General features: G+C 64.1%; 17 protein-coding genes. 7 read left to right on the forward strand and 10 right to left on the reverse strand.

Annotated features, from left to right (window positions below):
* The first annotated feature begins 33 nt into the window (after positions 1–33).
* From LRS06_RS23095 to LRS06_RS23120, 6 genes are all read left to right on the forward strand, one after another.
* A complete protein-coding gene (locus LRS06_RS23095; protein WP_187317324.1) occupies positions 34–345 on the forward strand; it encodes a hypothetical protein in 312 nt (103 codons plus the stop codon).
* 38 nt (positions 346–383) lie between these two features.
* Complete coding sequence (locus LRS06_RS23100) at positions 384–581, forward strand: hypothetical protein (RefSeq protein WP_187317323.1); 198 nt, start codon at positions 384–386, stop codon at positions 579–581.
* Between the two features lie 52 nt (positions 582–633).
* Positions 634–1476, forward strand: a complete 843-nt coding sequence (locus tag LRS06_RS23105; protein WP_187317322.1) for a GNAT family N-acetyltransferase — start codon at positions 634–636, stop codon at positions 1474–1476.
* Between the two features lie 107 nt (positions 1477–1583).
* Complete coding sequence (locus LRS06_RS23110; protein WP_187317321.1) at positions 1584–1961, forward strand: helix-turn-helix transcriptional regulator; 378 nt, start codon at positions 1584–1586, stop codon at positions 1959–1961.
* Positions 1958–2587 (forward strand): mercuric transport protein MerTP, encoded by a 630-nt coding sequence (merTP, locus tag LRS06_RS23115; protein WP_187317320.1) that lies wholly within the window; start codon positions 1958–1960, stop codon positions 2585–2587. Before LRS06_RS23110 ends, merTP begins: the two co-directional genes overlap by 4 nt.
* A 10-nt stretch (positions 2588–2597) precedes the next feature.
* Positions 2598–2843: a GDCCVxC domain-containing (seleno)protein gene (locus tag LRS06_RS23120; RefSeq protein ID WP_187317319.1), complete on the forward strand. Its 246-nt coding sequence runs from the start codon at positions 2598–2600 to the stop codon at positions 2841–2843.
* A 10-nt stretch (positions 2844–2853) separates the two neighbouring features.
* On the opposite strand, the gene LRS06_RS23125 is transcribed toward LRS06_RS23120, so the two are convergent.
* Complete coding sequence (locus LRS06_RS23125; protein ID WP_187317318.1) at positions 2854–3300, reverse strand: DUF5990 family protein; 447 nt, start codon at positions 3298–3300, stop codon at positions 2854–2856.
* A 95-nt stretch (positions 3301–3395) separates the two neighbouring features.
* Positions 3396–3758 carry a DUF3703 domain-containing protein gene (locus LRS06_RS23130; protein ID WP_187317317.1) on the reverse strand — a complete coding sequence of 121 codons (363 nt, stop codon included), beginning with the start codon at positions 3756–3758 and terminating at the stop codon, positions 3396–3398.
* 190 nt (positions 3759–3948) lie between these two features.
* On the opposite strand from LRS06_RS23130, the gene LRS06_RS23135 reads away from it, so the two are divergent.
* Positions 3949–4932 (forward strand): lipid A deacylase LpxR family protein, encoded by a 984-nt coding sequence (locus LRS06_RS23135; protein ID WP_187317316.1) that lies wholly within the window; start codon positions 3949–3951, stop codon positions 4930–4932.
* 275 nt (positions 4933–5207) lie between these two features.
* Here the strand turns inward: LRS06_RS23135 and LRS06_RS23140 are convergent, their stop codons facing one another.
* The 8 genes from LRS06_RS23140 to LRS06_RS23175 are packed head-to-tail and all read right to left on the reverse strand — an operon-like array spanning position 5208 to position 13578.
* Entirely contained in the window at positions 5208–5936 is a 729-nt protein-coding gene (locus LRS06_RS23140; RefSeq protein WP_187317315.1) for a DUF305 domain-containing protein, read from the reverse strand.
* Positions 5937–5994: 58 nt separating this feature from the next.
* A complete protein-coding gene (locus LRS06_RS23145) occupies positions 5995–6723 on the reverse strand; it encodes a DUF305 domain-containing protein (RefSeq protein ID WP_227610237.1) in 729 nt (242 codons plus the stop codon).
* A 12-nt stretch (positions 6724–6735) separates the two neighbouring features.
* Positions 6736–8157, reverse strand: a complete 1422-nt coding sequence (lpdA, locus tag LRS06_RS23150; protein WP_187317313.1) for a dihydrolipoyl dehydrogenase — start codon at positions 8155–8157, stop codon at positions 6736–6738.
* Positions 8158–8203: 46 nt separating this feature from the next.
* On the reverse strand, positions 8204–9100 hold the full coding sequence (locus tag LRS06_RS23155) for a cation diffusion facilitator family transporter (RefSeq protein WP_187317312.1): 897 nt from the start codon (positions 9098–9100) through the stop codon (positions 8204–8206).
* Positions 9097–11358 (reverse strand): heavy metal translocating P-type ATPase, encoded by a 2262-nt coding sequence (locus LRS06_RS23160; RefSeq protein WP_187317311.1) that lies wholly within the window; start codon positions 11356–11358, stop codon positions 9097–9099. The genes LRS06_RS23155 and LRS06_RS23160 overlap by 4 nt, the downstream gene beginning before the upstream one ends.
* 48 nt (positions 11359–11406) lie before the next feature.
* Positions 11407–12021: a hypothetical protein gene (locus tag LRS06_RS23165; RefSeq protein ID WP_187317310.1), complete on the reverse strand. Its 615-nt coding sequence runs from the start codon at positions 12019–12021 to the stop codon at positions 11407–11409.
* A gap of 5 nt (positions 12022–12026) precedes the next feature.
* Positions 12027–12356: a YnfA family protein gene (locus tag LRS06_RS23170; protein ID WP_187317309.1), complete on the reverse strand. Its 330-nt coding sequence runs from the start codon at positions 12354–12356 to the stop codon at positions 12027–12029.
* A gap of 43 nt (positions 12357–12399) precedes the next feature.
* Positions 12400–13578, reverse strand: coding sequence for an efflux RND transporter periplasmic adaptor subunit (locus tag LRS06_RS23175; RefSeq protein WP_187317308.1), 1179 nt, complete (start codon positions 13576–13578; stop codon positions 12400–12402).
* Positions 13579–13610: the final 32 nt, after the last annotated feature.

Here is a 13610-nt window from a genome sequence, read left to right on the forward strand (position 1 = left end):
CGCCATCTCCGCACGTAATCCCAAACCAGACCCATGGATTTATACATAGAAGCCGAGTACGAAGCGGCCAGCTGGGAGCTGGAACAATTGCTGGACCAGTGGCCCCAGCAAGCGGAGCGCACGCTTACGCTGCTGGCAGCAATCGAAGAATTCTTTCGGCAGGGCGCTTGCCATTGGCCCGAGCCAGTACCCGCGCGCCTGCCCGAAGGGCCGGTTGAGAAAGCACGTCGGGCCCGGGCATGGGCCCACCGGGAAAATCCTGCGCTGGCCCGGCAGTACCTTTTCAACTTAGCCCAGGCCAAAGAGGCCTTAACCATCCGGGAAAGCCAAGCGAAGAGCGGATAAGCCACAATTGACTGCGGCCAACTGCTACCTTGCCACTGATGAAGGACGATGAACTTGAGTTTTTGCAGGAACAGCTGGAGGCAACCGAGTTGCTGCCCTGTGCCACTTGCCGGCAGGAAACGCTACACGCCCATGTAGAGGTGCTGGAGCGCTATGCTCACGCCACGGAGTTGCTGATGGAATGCACCGCCTGTGGCACTCGCCGTACCTGGATGCAGCTCGAAACGCCAGAGTAGCATTCAGGCCGGCAGCAACGCGTGCTGGCCCAAAACACCCATACTCTTTCAAATGGCAAAGCTTTTAACGTTTACGCACTTTCAAGACTTCCTGGACCATAACCAAAAGCATCTGGAAGCGCACTTTTACGTCTACTTCCACGTGTTTAAGCTGCTACCCCGGCTGCGAAGCAAGGAATCAGGCGTTTTCAACGCTTACAACATCGTGGACGAAGACGGCCACCAAATAATAGCCCTGCACGTCACGGGTAGTTATTATCTGTTCAGCTTTGGGTGGACGGCCCCGATGCTGGACTTATTGGCTGCGCAGGTAGATGTTGGCAACTGCAAGCAGGACTTTCAGTTTCTAGGGCAGCGCGACTTGATTGTTGAGCTACTGCAAAGGCACGACTGCCAGTGGCGGGTGTTCAAGGAACGGCTCGTCTACCAATGTGATGAAGTGTTGGGCAAAAGCCATGTACCTAATGCCAGCGTTGAAAATGGCAGCTTGGAGGACGTGCATGCGCTGACTGAAATGACGCTAGCGTTTGATGCGGACGAATATCCCGACAAGCCTTCCCGGGATGAGGACAAGGCGTTTGGGCAGGTGCTGTACGGAATTGAGAATAATGGCTTGTTCGTGGTCAAAAGTCAAGGCGAGGTCTGCTGCATGCTGCAGGTGATGGAAACCGAGGAGTTTAATAACCCCCTGCTGGGCAGCTTGTACACGCTGCCGGAACACCGGAATAAAGGGTATGCTTCCTTGCTGCTGAGGACAGTGACCAACGGGCTGTTGCAGCACAGGGCTGAGGTTTGCGGTTTGCTCTCAGATATCACCAATCCCGCTTCCAATAAAGCTTTTATAAACGTGGGGTACCGTCCCATCTACCATTGGGTTAATGTCATAATGGGCTGAACCAGTCGATAGATTAACCGGCATAAACTTATTGGCGGGACGATAAGGGAGACGTATTTTAGCGTTTGCTTAAATAAGAAAACACTACCTTTGTTGAAATTCAGGTTATGACCTCACCTACTTGCATTCGGGTTTTTGCTGATACTGCCCACATTGAACAGAGCAAACACCGCTTGGCCGCCGCCGAGCCGGAGCTGCAGTCACTGGCAGCCGTGTTGGCACTGGCCGGCAACGAGGTACGCCTGAAAATGCTGTTTCTGCTGCTGGACAAGCAGCAGCTGTGCGTGTGTGACTTAGCCGACGTGCTGCAGATGAACGTGTCGGCCATCTCCCAGCACCTGCGCAAGCTCAAGGACGGGGGGGTGATACAGGCCCGCAAAGTAGGGCAAACGGTATTTTACTCGCTGTCGGCGGCGCATTTGTCCGTGCTGCAGCCGCTGCTGACTCCGGCATCCACCTCTGCTTCCCTCACACCTGCCCGATGAATTCCACACCCGCTACTCCCACCAAGTCCCTGGCCGGCACGGGCCTGCTGGCCGCCCTCGCCGCTTCGCTGTGCTGCATTACCCCGCTGCTGGCCATTGTGGGCGGGCTGGGCGGCGTGGCCAGCACGTTTGCCTGGCTGGAACCGTTGCGCCCCTATCTCATTGCCCTGACCGTTGGCGTGCTGGGCTTCGCTTGGTTTCAGCACCTGCGACCCGCGCCCACGGCAGCCGATGACTGCGGCTGCCCCGTGCCGGCCAAGCCTTCGCTGATGCAGTCGCGAGGCTTTCTGGCTACAATCACCGTGCTGGCCGCGCTGCTGCTGGCCTTTCCCTACTACGGAGCGCGGTTCTACCCATCGGCAGCTCCCCAGCCCGTGGTGGCCACCAGCGCGGCCCCGGTGCTGCAAACCAGTTCCTACCGCATCGGCGGCATGACCTGCGAGGCCTGCGCCCGCCACGTCGAGCACGACGTGCAGCAGCTGCCGGGAGTGCAAAGTGTGCAAGTGTCCTACGAGCAGGGCACTGCCCAGGTCCGCTTCAATGCGGCCGTAACCCCGGCAGCCAAGGTCGAGAAAACCATCAACGGCACGGGTTATTCGGTGCTGAATCCTTCCGCCACCCGTTAAGCGCCTTTCCATGATTCCAATAACGCCTTCTACCCCCGCGCCCACCGTGACGCTGACTTCGGTGCTGACTTGCCCGGTGTGCCAGCACGCGCAGGCCGAGCAGATGCCGACCGACGCCTGCCAGTGGTTTTACGAATGCACCAGCTGCCACACGGTGCTTAAGCCCCTGGCCGGCGACTGCTGCGTGTACTGCTCCTACGGCACCGTGCCCTGCCCGCCCATCCAAACCGCCGGCCCGAAAGGCTGCTGCGGTTAAGCGGCCCGGACTAGCGGGCAAACGCCGGCGCAAGAACCCAGCCGTTGCCCAGCAATCGCACGCTGGCGCACGCCGGGCCGCCATCCCGGGCTTGTCCGTGGATGGAAGCCTGCAGGACAAGTCCGGGGCTGCTCAAGGTTTGCTCCAGCATCTCGGGCGTGAGCGTAGGCAACGGAACTTTCGCCCGGCGCGTCCAGCACGAATTGACCTGACCAGCGGAGGTGCCCGCATTCACGTAAAGAAACCGTCCGCTTACCGGGCCTTGCACCCCCGGTCCGGTGAGCCGGGGCTGCACTTCGCCCTTAGGAAAGCTAACCGTCAACGAAACCTCGAAGACGAGCCGCTCCGGGGTCCACACCACCGGCAAAATCAGTTCTCCATTCCCCTGCTGCACGGCCATCTGCACACCCACGGGCGCATCAAGTACCTGCAGCTGAAAAAGTAGGAGTTGCTTCATGTCAGCAAGGTAGAGCTTTCATGGACTACCATTCGCCCCTTGATTAGATGGGGCACAAACCGCAAGGGGCTTTTGCGCTAACGCATGCCTTTAGGCTAAGTGTATTGGGTCAACAGATGCTGCAGGTCGGCCGGAACGGGCATGGGCTGCTCGGCTTTGACGTTGGCACCCCCGGTATTGCCCGTAGGCACTTGCCCGACTAGCGAGCCCAGAAAGCCAAACACGATGCGGGGCAATTGCCCTATGATTTCGCGCAGGTTTCGGGTGCGCAGGCCGTGCAGCAGCATAAGCAGGTGCACGTGCGTGTGGGACATAGCCCAACGCTGGCCCAGCACGTGGGCCCGCTCCAAATGATGAAACGCACCGGCCGCGTCCTGCCGGGCGTAGGCCACCCGGGCGGCCTGCAATTCCCGCTGAAAGTGAGGCCGCAGTGACGGAGGGAGACGAAGGGGGTGCATGGCTTTGGAAAGTAGAGAATTACGTAACAAAAATAACTGTTAAGTAAGGCAGCACCGCTGAAATTCCGTGGTCCTACCCCGGACTGGGCCCACCTCATGGCGGGCAAGGTTTCCTCGATATTCCCTTGAGCCCGCAACCCAAAACGGATGCCTGTGGCGTAGGTATCGTTGCTAATTTAAAGCCTTTGTCATGATGCGTGGTCTTTGCGGGGTAGTATTCGTGCTTGGGCTCGTGCCACTGGGTGCCCAGGCCCAGCTCCCCACGGACAGCACCCGGGTCAGCGAAGACCGGTTGCTTGAATACTCCTTTGCCAACGACGCGTTTCTACGAACCGACTACTACTACACCCAAGGCATGACGTTGCTGCTGGTAAGCCCGGGCCTGCAACGCTCCCCGGTGAACCGGATTCTGGGGCCGGTGCCGGCGGGTAGTACCCTGCACCACGGTATCCGCCTGCACTACGACGGCTTTACGCCCCTGCGCATCCAGGACCCCTCTATTCGCGTTGGGGACCGGCCCTACGCCTCCTACATCTTCGCCGACCTGCTGCGCGTGGCCACGCACCCCGGCCGGCGGCTGCGGTTGACCACAGCCCTAAACGTGGGCATTCTGGGTCCGCCAGCGGGCGCCAAAGGCTTCCAAACCAAGTTTCACGAACTGCTCGGCGCCCCGACGCCCCGCGGCTGGGACTACCAGGTGCAAACCGACGTGGTGCTGGGGTGCGAGGCCCGGCTGGAGAAGCAGCTGCTGGCCCTGGGGCGAGTGGCCGAACTCAACGGTTCGGCCAGTGCTTCGCTGGGGACGCTGCAAACTTACGCGGCCGCGGGCACTACCCTGCGGGTGGGCTGGCGCCAGCCCACGTTCGAGGGGCTTGGCGTCGCAAGCCGGGCAACTCGTTGCCCGCACGGACGGGTGCAGGCCTACGGGCAGGCGCAGGTTGAAGGCCGCTTGGTAGGCTACAATGCCACCCTGCAGGGTGGGCTCTTCAATCGCCGCAATCCCTATGTGCTGCCGGCGTCGGCCGTGAGCCGGGCGGTGGCGCAGAGTACCGGCACGCTGGGACTTGGCTACGCGGGCGTGCGCGTGGAAACGGCCCTGACCTGGATTTCACCAGAGTTCACGGGCGCCCGCACCCACCGATGGACCACCATCAGCATCCGAGTGGCTTTTTAAGGAGCCTTCTTCTGTAGGGGGTAGCCGCTGCCAGGAGAACTTTCGCTGCCACCCCACCCAGTGCCACGCTGGCCGCCTGGTCGTCTAGGTATAGCTCGCGCCGCTCCCGGGCTTATTGCCCGTAAAACTGGCCCAGCAAGACCAGAACGCCGACGAAGAGGTAGATGCCCATGCGTTGCAGCTTCAGGGCGGGCTTATGGTGTTCACACATGCCGGCCTAACACAGTTGGGCGGGATTCCGTTGCATGCCCTCTTGATTGTGCCCGCTAAGAGGCTCACCGGGCCTTGGCCGGGTGCTGCCTGAGCCACGCCCGAACCTGGTCAATCTCCCGCTGCTGGTCAATCAGGATAAGGTAAGCTGTTTTTTTGAGCCCTTCGTCGCGGCCCAACTCCAGCTCGGCCCGGGCCAGGGTGATGGAGTTTTCGTGGTGCGGAATCAACAAGGTCGCGTAGTCACGGTCGATGTCTCCGGTGCCGGCGTCCTGCCGCTGCTCCTCGACTTTCGCCGGGGGGGCGGTCCGGCTGGTGTCGCCGGCGATGAGCCGGTGCGCCGCCGGGTGCAAGCCCTTGGTGGCCGCTTCCAGCAGCTCCCCCAGCTCGTGGGACTGCGGGGTGTGCTCCGGATAGGTGGGCGGCTGGTCCAGGATGCGCTGAATGGCCGAGTCCAGGCCGGGAATCAGCTGCTGGTGCGCCCGGTGAATGTCGCGGGCCAGGGCGCGCAGCGTAGCATCTCGCCCGTGCTCAAGCTCCAGGGCCGACATGGACACGGCGGCCTGGTGGTTTTCCCGCATGAGCCGGGCAAAGTACAGGTCCAGATTACCGGTGCGGGGCAAAGCCTGGGAGTGCTCATCCATCGTGTGCAGGGCCTGCATCATGGTGGAAGGCACTTGCGCCATGTGCGCGTCCTGCGTCTCGTCGGTTTTGCGGCCGCAGCCACTCAGCAGCAGTCCTAGGAGCGACAGGACCGCGGCGAGTTTGAAAACAGACAAAGCGGGGGCAAACATGGCCGGAAGATAAGCTGGGGAAAGGCTGGAAATGAGGGAAAGGCAGTTTGGGCCGGGTTTAGTTGGTCACCCCGGCGGGGTTGCTTTTCAGCCAGCGCTGAAATTGCTTGATTTCCTGCTGCTGGTCGCGCACGATGCGCCGGGCCGCATCACGCAGCTCGGCGTTGCGGCCAAACGCCAGCTCCGCCTGGGCCAGGGCTACGCCGCTGCGGTGGTGCAGCTCCATCAGAGTGGCAAAGTCGGCGTCGGGGCTGCCGGGCAGAGTCGGCACCTGGCGCAGGGGGGCCAAGGCCGCCGCAATGCGGCGCACGAACGGGTCTTTGGCGTTGCCCGGCCGGTACTCCTGCCCGGCGGGCGGCTCGCGTTTGAGAGCCAAGGCGAGCACGTGGGTGTCTTTTTCGTGGCTTTTCACCACGTGCTGGGCCATGGCCCGCAGGGTAGAGTCCTTGCCCCGCGAGATTTGCACGGCCGCCAGGCGCTGGGCCCCGGCGTGGTGCACAATCATCAGGCTGGCAAAGTCTTCGTCCCAGCAGCCGATGCGCCGCACGGCATCCAACTGGCGGACCATGAGCTGCAGGGAGTCGGCCAGATTCGGAGGCGCGACCGGGACCGGAGCAGGCCGGGGCTTGTCGTGTATGTCGGCTTCGTGGGCCGCTGAGTCGGTGGGCTCGGAGTTGCAGCCGCTCACGGCCAGGGCCACGAGCAGGGCCGCGAGCAAACGCGCCCCGTCGCACTGGAAGCGGCGGAGCAGGGTGCCGGGGAATGGGGCAAGCAGGTTGGAAGGCATGGCAAGCGGGAGTTACATGTTTAAGGCCCCGATGCCCGCCGCGTTCAGGCTCGCTTCTTTGAAGGCTTCGGCGTAGGTGGGGTGGGCGTGCGACATGATGCCCACGTCCTCGGCCGACCCGCGGAAGCTCATCACGGCTACGGCTTCGGCAATAATGTCGGCGATGCGGGCGCCTATCATGTGCACGCCCAGGATTTCGTCGGTGCCGGCGGCGGTGAGCACCTTCACCAGCCCCTCCGTATCGGCCCCGGCCAAAGCCCGCCCCGAGGCGGAGTAGGGAAAGGTGCCCACCTTGTAGGCGGTGCCACTTTCCTTGAGCTGCTCTTCGGTGTAGCCCACGCCGGCTACTTCGGGCCAGGTGTAGACCACCCCCGGAATGAGCAGGTAGTTGACGTGGGGCTGGTGGCCGGCAATGCGCTCGGCCACGAACACGCCCTCGTCGGAGGCTTTGTGGGCCAGCATGGCCCCGCGCACCACATCGCCTAGGGCCCAGATGCCGGGCACGTTGGTTTGCAGCTCGTCGTTGACTTTTACGCGGCCCTTCTCGTCCAGCTCCACGCCGGCCGCGGCCAGGTTCAGGCCGTCGGTGTAGGGCCGGCGACCCACCGACACCAAGCAGTAGTCGCCTGCCAGCTGCAAGTCGGCGCCGCCGGCCGCCGGGGTAGCTGTCAGCTTCACCGTCTCTCCTTCCCGCGTCACGGCCGTGACCTTGTGGGAGAGGTAAAACGCCAGCCCCTGCTTTTTAAGGGAACGCAGCAGCTCCTTGCCCAGGGTGCGGTCCATGGTCGGGATGATGGCGTCGGTGTATTCCACCACCGACACCTGGCTGCCCAGCCGGGCGTACACCGACCCGAGCTCCAGGCCAATAACGCCGCCGCCCACGATAATCAGGTGCTTCGGCAGCTCACGCAGCGCCAGCGCCTCGGTGCTGGTGATGATGCGCTCCTTGTCCAGGGTGATGAAGGGCAGGGTGCTGGGTTTGGAGCCGGTGGCAATGATAATGTTCTTGGCCGTCAGCTGCTGCCCTTCCCCACCGCCCCCGTCGCTGGGCGCCACCTGCACGGTGGTAGCGTCGACAAACGAGGCCACGCCTTGAATGACGTCCACCTTGTTTTTCTTCATCAGGTACACCACGCCGTCGCACACCTTGCTTACTATCTGGTCCTTGCGCGCCATCAGGCGAGGTAAATCGGCGCGCAGGTTGTCGGCGTCGATGCCGTGCTCGGCAAACTGGTGGGTGGCTTTCTGGTAGAGCTCGGTGGATTCGAGCACGGCTTTGCTGGGGATGCATCCCACGTTGAGGCAGGTGCCGCCCAGGGTGGGGTACTTCTCGATAATGGCCGTTTTCAGGCCTAGCTGGCCGCAACGGACGGCCGCGATGTAGCCGCCGGGGCCGGAGCCGATGATGAGAACGTCGTAGGAAGCTGCGGACATGAGCGGAGTTGGAGCGAGTGAAGGGTGGGAAAGCAGTGGTAGTGTTCTACAGGTGAGTTTCGTGTTGGGCGAAGTCGCCGCGTTCCACCTGAATGGTAGCGTGCTGCACGGCGTGCTTACCGGTCACGTAGGCGTGGGCGCGGGCCAGCACGTCGTCGTGGGTGGCACCCTCGGCCAGCACCACGTGGGCGCTGAGGGCGTTGACGCCCGAGGTGAGCGACCAGGCGTGCAGGTCGTGCACAGCCGCCACGCCCGGCTCGGCCAGCAGGCCCTGGCGCAGGGCTTCCAGGTTCACCTCGGCCGGGGTGCCTTCCAGCAGCACGCCCACGGCCTCCTTGAGCAGGGTCCAGGTGCGCGGCAGAATGAACAGGCCGATAAGGGCCGAGAGCAGCGGGTCGGCGTAGTACCAGCCGGTGGTGAGCATGATGATGCCCGCCGCGATGACGCCGATGGAGGTGAGCATGTCCGAGAGTACCTCGAAGTAGGCGCCTTTCATGTTCAGGCTCTCGTCTTTGCCCTGGCGCAGCAGGTACATGCAGTACAGGTTGATTACTAACCCCGCCCCGGCAATCCAGAGCATGGAGGTGCTTTCGACCTTGGGCGGGTCCAGAAAGCGGAAATAGGCCTCGTAGAGAATGTAGAGCGAAATCAGGATGAGCACCACCGCGTTGGTGAGGGCCGCCAGGATTTCAAAGCGGTAGTAGCCGTAGGTTTTCTCCGGGGTGGCCGGCTTTTCGGCGAAACGGATGGCCAGCAGGGCCAGCCCCACGCCGGCCACGTCGGTGAGCATGTGGCCGGCGTCGGCCAGCAGGGCCAGGCTGCCAGTGAGGTAGCCGCCGATGACTTCGGCCACCAGGTAGGCCAGCGTTAGGAAAAACACGATGGTCAGCTGGCGCTTGTTGCGCGAAGCGGCACTGCCGCTCATGCCGTGGGCCCCGCTCATGCTGATGGACCGGAATGATGGTGCGGGCCTTCGCGCAGCTCGCGGGGCATGGACTCAACGACCGACAGGTTTTTCTGGGCCAGTGGGGCAGCAGGCGCAGCCGGTGGCGTACCGCCCGTGCCAGGCGTGGCGTAGTCCATGCGCTGGATGCGCACGGCGTTGAGAATGGCCAGCAAGGCCACGCCTACGTCGGCAAACACGGCTTCCCACATGGTGGCCAGGCCGCCGGCGCCGAGGATGAGCACGATGCCCTTCACGATAAAGGCCAGCCAGATGTTCTGCCACACCACCGAGTGGGTGGCGCGGGCAATGCGCCGGGCGGTGGCAATCTTGCTGGGGTGGTCGGTCTGAATGACGACGTCGGCCGTTTCGATGGTGGCGTCGGAGCCCAGGCCGCCCATGGCAATGCCCACGTCGGCCAGCGCTACCACGGGGGCATCGTTCACCCCATCGCCCACGAAGGCCAGCTTGCGGCCCGCGTCCTTGTATTCCTGCACGTAGCGGGCCTTGTCTTCGGGCAGCAGCCCGCCGTGGGCCTCGTCAATGCCCAGCTCCTTGGCCACGCGCTGGGTGATGCTGTCCTTGTCGCCGGAGAGCATCACGATTTTGGTGATGCCGTCGGCGCGCAGCTCCTGAACCGTGCGGGCGGCGTCCTCTTTGGGTGAGTCGGCCACGGTGACGTAGCCGGCGTACTTGCCATCCACAGCCGCCACCACGATGCTGTCCAGAATCTGGTCAACTTCAGTAGGATAAGGCACGCTGAATTTGGTCAGCAGCTTGGTGTTGCCGGCCAGCACGTCTTTGCCGTCCACTTTACCGCGCATGCCGTGGCCGGAAATCTCTTCCACGTTCTCCACCGAAACGCCCTGCACCGCCGCGCCCACGTGCAGCACCACGGCCTTGGCGATGGGGTGGGTGGATTTGGTTTCCAGCGCGCCCACCAGCCGCAGCAGCTGCGCGGACTCCAGGCCCGGCGCGGGCTGCACCTGCTGCACGGCAAATACACCCTGGGTGAGCGTGCCGGTCTTGTCCATGACTACCGTGTCGAGCTCGCGCATCACGTCCAGGAAGTTGGAGCCTTTGAAGAGAATGCCCGCTTTGGACGCGGCGCCGATGCCGCCGAAGTAGCCCAGCGGAATGCTGATGACCAGCGCGCAGGGGCAGGAGATGACCAGGAACACCAGGGCCCGGTAGAGCCAGGTGCGGAACACGTAATCGTCCACCACGAAGTAGGGCACCAGCACCAGCAGCACGGCCAGGGCCACCACGATGGGCGTGTAGACCTTGGCGAACTTGGTAATGAACTGCTGGGTCTTGGCCTTGCGGCCCACCGCGTCCTGCACCATGGCCAAAATGCGGGCCAGCTTGGTGTCCTTATAGCCGGCCGTCACGGCCACCTGAATCAGGCTCTCCAGGTTGACCATGCCGGCCAGCACGGCCTCGCCGGCCTGCTTGGTCTGGGGCACGGACTCCCCGGTCAGGGCGGCGGTGTTGAAAGAAGCCGGGCCCTTGGTCAGCGTGCCGTCCAGGGCCACTTTTTCGCCCGGCTTCACCTCGATGGTGTCGCCGACTACTACCTCCTTGGGGTCGAGCACCAGCGGCTGCCCGTTGCGGATGACGGTGACTTCGGTGGCCTGGATTTCGAGCAGGGCCCGGATGCTGCGCTTGGCGCGGTTCACGGCCGCGTCCTGAAACAGCTCGCCCACGGTGTAAAACAGCATCACGGCCACGCCCTCCGGGTACTCCCCGATGGCAAAGGCCCCGAGCGTGGCGATGCTCATGAGCAGAAACTCGTTGAACACGTTGCCCGAGGGGATGCTGAGCACGGCGGCTTTCATCACCTTCCAGCCCACAAGCAGAAAGGCCACCCCGTACCAGGCCAGGCGCACGTATTTAGTAAACCAGGTTACGTCGTAGTAGTCCAGGGCCAGGCCGCCCAGCAGCAGGGCCAGGGCCACGCCGGGCCACAGGTAGGGGTTGGCACCCACCGGGCCGTGGTCGTGGTCGTCGCCGCTGGCGTGGTCGTGGCCGGCGTGCTCGTCGGCAGCCTGGCCGGCCAGGTCCACGACCTTTTTGCCGGCGGGGTGGTCGTGGCCTTCGTGGTCGCTGTGGTCGTGGCCGGGCACGTCGTGGCCTTCGGGCGCGGCGGCGGCTTCGGGCGTGAGCTGGTCGCGGCTCAGGGCGCCCACGTTTTCGAGCTTCGCCTGCTTGGCGGTGTTGAGCTCTTCGTCGGTGTTGGGGGAGGTTGGGTCAGGCATGGGAATAAGAATGTCAGGGGTAAGAGTAAGGCGGCGGGCAGCCCGGGGCTACCAGTCCACGAAAAAGCCGGCCACGCCCACCAGCACGAGCACCGCGCCGGTCAGGCGCCGCTCGTGTTGGGCGAGCCCGTCCACGTTGAGGCGGCCCAGGCCGCGGTGGGCCAGCGCTACCAGCGCGCACATGGCCGACACGGAGGCCAGCAGGTACACGCTCATGAGCAGGGCCAGCGCGGCCGGGCCGTGGGTGCCGGCGGCCAGAAAGAAGGTCTGGATTTCCAGGCAGGGGGCCAGGAACATGGTGGCGGCCAGCCCCAGCACCACCCGCCGGCGCGGCGTGCGCTGGCGCACCGGCCGCGGGTCGGGGTGGGTGTGGCCGGGCCCGGAAAAGGCGTACAGCACGCCAATAACGATGAGCAGCAGCGGCGCCACCCAACCGGCAAACTGCTCGAAGCGGGCCGAAAGGCGCCAGCCGAGCAGCCCCAGGGCCAGCCCGATGCCCACGGTGCTGAGCACGTGGGCCAGCCCGGCCACCATCGTCACCCCCACCGCCCGCCGCAGGGGCCAGCCCTCGGCGCGCGCCACGGCCAGCACGGGCGCCCAGTGGTTGGGAATGGCGGCGTGCAGCAAGCTGAGCACCAAAGCACCGGTGAGGAGTTCCAACATACGAGTTACGAACGGGGCCAGAACAGGATAACGGCCAGGCCGAGCATGATAACCGTCCCGCCCAACACATCGAACCGGTCGGGCCGGAAGCCGTCGAAGTACCAGGCCCAGGCAATTGACATGACGACGAACACGCCGCCGTACACGGCGTAGGTCTTGCCGAAAGAAGTGGATTGCCACGTGGCCACCCAGCCGTACGCGACGAGCAGCCCGGCCCCCAGCAATCCTACCCAGGCCGGACGGTCCGCTTTGAGCCACTGCCACATCAGGTAGCCGCCCCCGATTTCGCAGAGGCCGGCGAGAAAAAACAGGAACAGGGGCTGCAGGTAGCTCATCGGTTGGGATAAGGTGGATTGAACGCGTTTGCCGGCCGCGCGGCTATTCTTCCTCTTCGGCGTTTTTCATCTTGGCCAGCAGCGAGTAGGCGCCGTCCGTGACGAAGGTGGTCGTGGCCGCCACTCCTTCGGGCAGGGTGACTTCGGTGAAGTTGTCCTCGCTGCGGCCCAGGGTTACCGGCACCAGGCGGTAGCGGCCGGCGGCTTCCACGGCAAAGGCGTAGTTCTTGCCCTCGAAGCGGACCAGGGCCGCGTCGGGCAAGGTCGGGGCCTGGGTGCGGCCGGTTTCAATCAGGGCCCGCACGTAGAGGCCGGGCAGCAGGGCGGGGTCGTTTTCCTGGTCCAAATGGCCGTGCACGCGCACCGTGCGGTCCTCGCCAATGGCCTTACCGACCAGGTAGACGCGGGCCGTGCGCTCGCGGCGCGAGCCGGCGGAGTCGCTGGCCAGCGTAAAGCGAATGAGTTGGTTCTTCTGCACCCGGGCCACGTCGCGCTCGAAGACGGTAAGCTCCACGTGCAGGTGCTCAGGGTCCACGATTTCAAACAGGGCATCGGTGGCCGTCACGGCCTGCCCCACCGTGACGTTGACCGTGCGCACGAAGCCCGCCCGCGGGGCACGGAGGCTGGCCGTGGTGACGATGCGCCCACCCACGGGTAGGCCGGCCAACCGCAGCCGGGCCGCCTGGGCGTTGGTTTGCACCTGCAGGGCCCGATAATCGGCCTGGGCGCGCTGGTAGTTTTTCTGGGGGGCTACTTCCTGCTCGTAGAGTTCTTTTTGGCGGGCCAGCTCGGTGCGGGCGTAGTCGAGGCGGGCGCGGGTTTCGAGGTAGTCTTGCTGCAGGGTCACGAACTCGGGGTTGCGGATGGTGGCCAGCACCTCGCCCTTGCGCACGCGGGCCCCCTGCAGCAGCTCCGTATTCTCCACGAAGCCGCCCAGTGGGGCCGTGATGTTGACGGTGCTTTCTGGGGGCACGTCCAGGGTGCCGGTCACGGCCAGCCCTGCGCCCATGGGCCGATCGGTCAGGCGGGCGGTTTTCAGGCCCGCGGCCTGCTGTTCGGCCGCGGAGAGGGTCACCATATCGGAAGCTTCTTCGGCTTCACCGGCTTCACCGGATTCCTGGCCTTTGGCAGCGGGTTCGGCCTCCGCGGTTTCTTTCTTGTCAGCACCGCAGCCGGCCAGGGTTAGGCTGAGCAGCAGGAGTAGGGATGCAATCTTATTCATGGAAATCGGGTCAAGTCAAAGAGTGGATGAGA

It is taken from the genome of Hymenobacter sp. J193, from assembly GCF_024700075.1.
Classification (GTDB): Bacteria; Bacteroidota; Bacteroidia; order Cytophagales; family Hymenobacteraceae; genus Hymenobacter.

Coding starts and splice junctions, on each gene's coding strand:
- LRS06_RS23095 (WP_187317324.1), top strand. CDS start 34: ATGGATTTATACATAGAAGCCGAGTACGAAGCGGCCAGCTGGGAGCTG.
- LRS06_RS23100 (WP_187317323.1), top strand. CDS start 384: ATGAAGGACGATGAACTTGAGTTTTTGCAGGAACAGCTGGAGGCAACC.
- LRS06_RS23105 (WP_187317322.1), top strand. CDS start 634: ATGGCAAAGCTTTTAACGTTTACGCACTTTCAAGACTTCCTGGACCAT.
- LRS06_RS23110 (WP_187317321.1), top strand. CDS start 1,584: ATGACCTCACCTACTTGCATTCGGGTTTTTGCTGATACTGCCCACATT.
- merTP (WP_187317320.1), top strand. CDS start 1,958: ATGAATTCCACACCCGCTACTCCCACCAAGTCCCTGGCCGGCACGGGC.
- LRS06_RS23120 (WP_187317319.1), top strand. CDS start 2,598: ATGATTCCAATAACGCCTTCTACCCCCGCGCCCACCGTGACGCTGACT.
- LRS06_RS23125 (WP_187317318.1), bottom strand. CDS start 3,300: ATGAAGCAACTCCTACTTTTTCAGCTGCAGGTACTTGATGCGCCCGTG.
- LRS06_RS23130 (WP_187317317.1), bottom strand. CDS start 3,758: ATGCACCCCCTTCGTCTCCCTCCGTCACTGCGGCCTCACTTTCAGCGG.
- LRS06_RS23135 (WP_187317316.1), top strand. CDS start 3,949: ATGATGCGTGGTCTTTGCGGGGTAGTATTCGTGCTTGGGCTCGTGCCA.
- LRS06_RS23140 (WP_187317315.1), bottom strand. CDS start 5,936: ATGTTTGCCCCCGCTTTGTCTGTTTTCAAACTCGCCGCGGTCCTGTCG.
- LRS06_RS23145 (WP_227610237.1), bottom strand. CDS start 6,723: ATGCCTTCCAACCTGCTTGCCCCATTCCCCGGCACCCTGCTCCGCCGC.
- lpdA (WP_187317313.1), bottom strand. CDS start 8,157: ATGTCCGCAGCTTCCTACGACGTTCTCATCATCGGCTCCGGCCCCGGC.
- LRS06_RS23155 (WP_187317312.1), bottom strand. CDS start 9,100: ATGAGCGGGGCCCACGGCATGAGCGGCAGTGCCGCTTCGCGCAACAAG.
- LRS06_RS23160 (WP_187317311.1), bottom strand. CDS start 11,358: ATGCCTGACCCAACCTCCCCCAACACCGACGAAGAGCTCAACACCGCC.
- LRS06_RS23165 (WP_187317310.1), bottom strand. CDS start 12,021: ATGTTGGAACTCCTCACCGGTGCTTTGGTGCTCAGCTTGCTGCACGCC.
- LRS06_RS23170 (WP_187317309.1), bottom strand. CDS start 12,356: ATGAGCTACCTGCAGCCCCTGTTCCTGTTTTTTCTCGCCGGCCTCTGC.
- LRS06_RS23175 (WP_187317308.1), bottom strand. CDS start 13,578: ATGAATAAGATTGCATCCCTACTCCTGCTGCTCAGCCTAACCCTGGCC.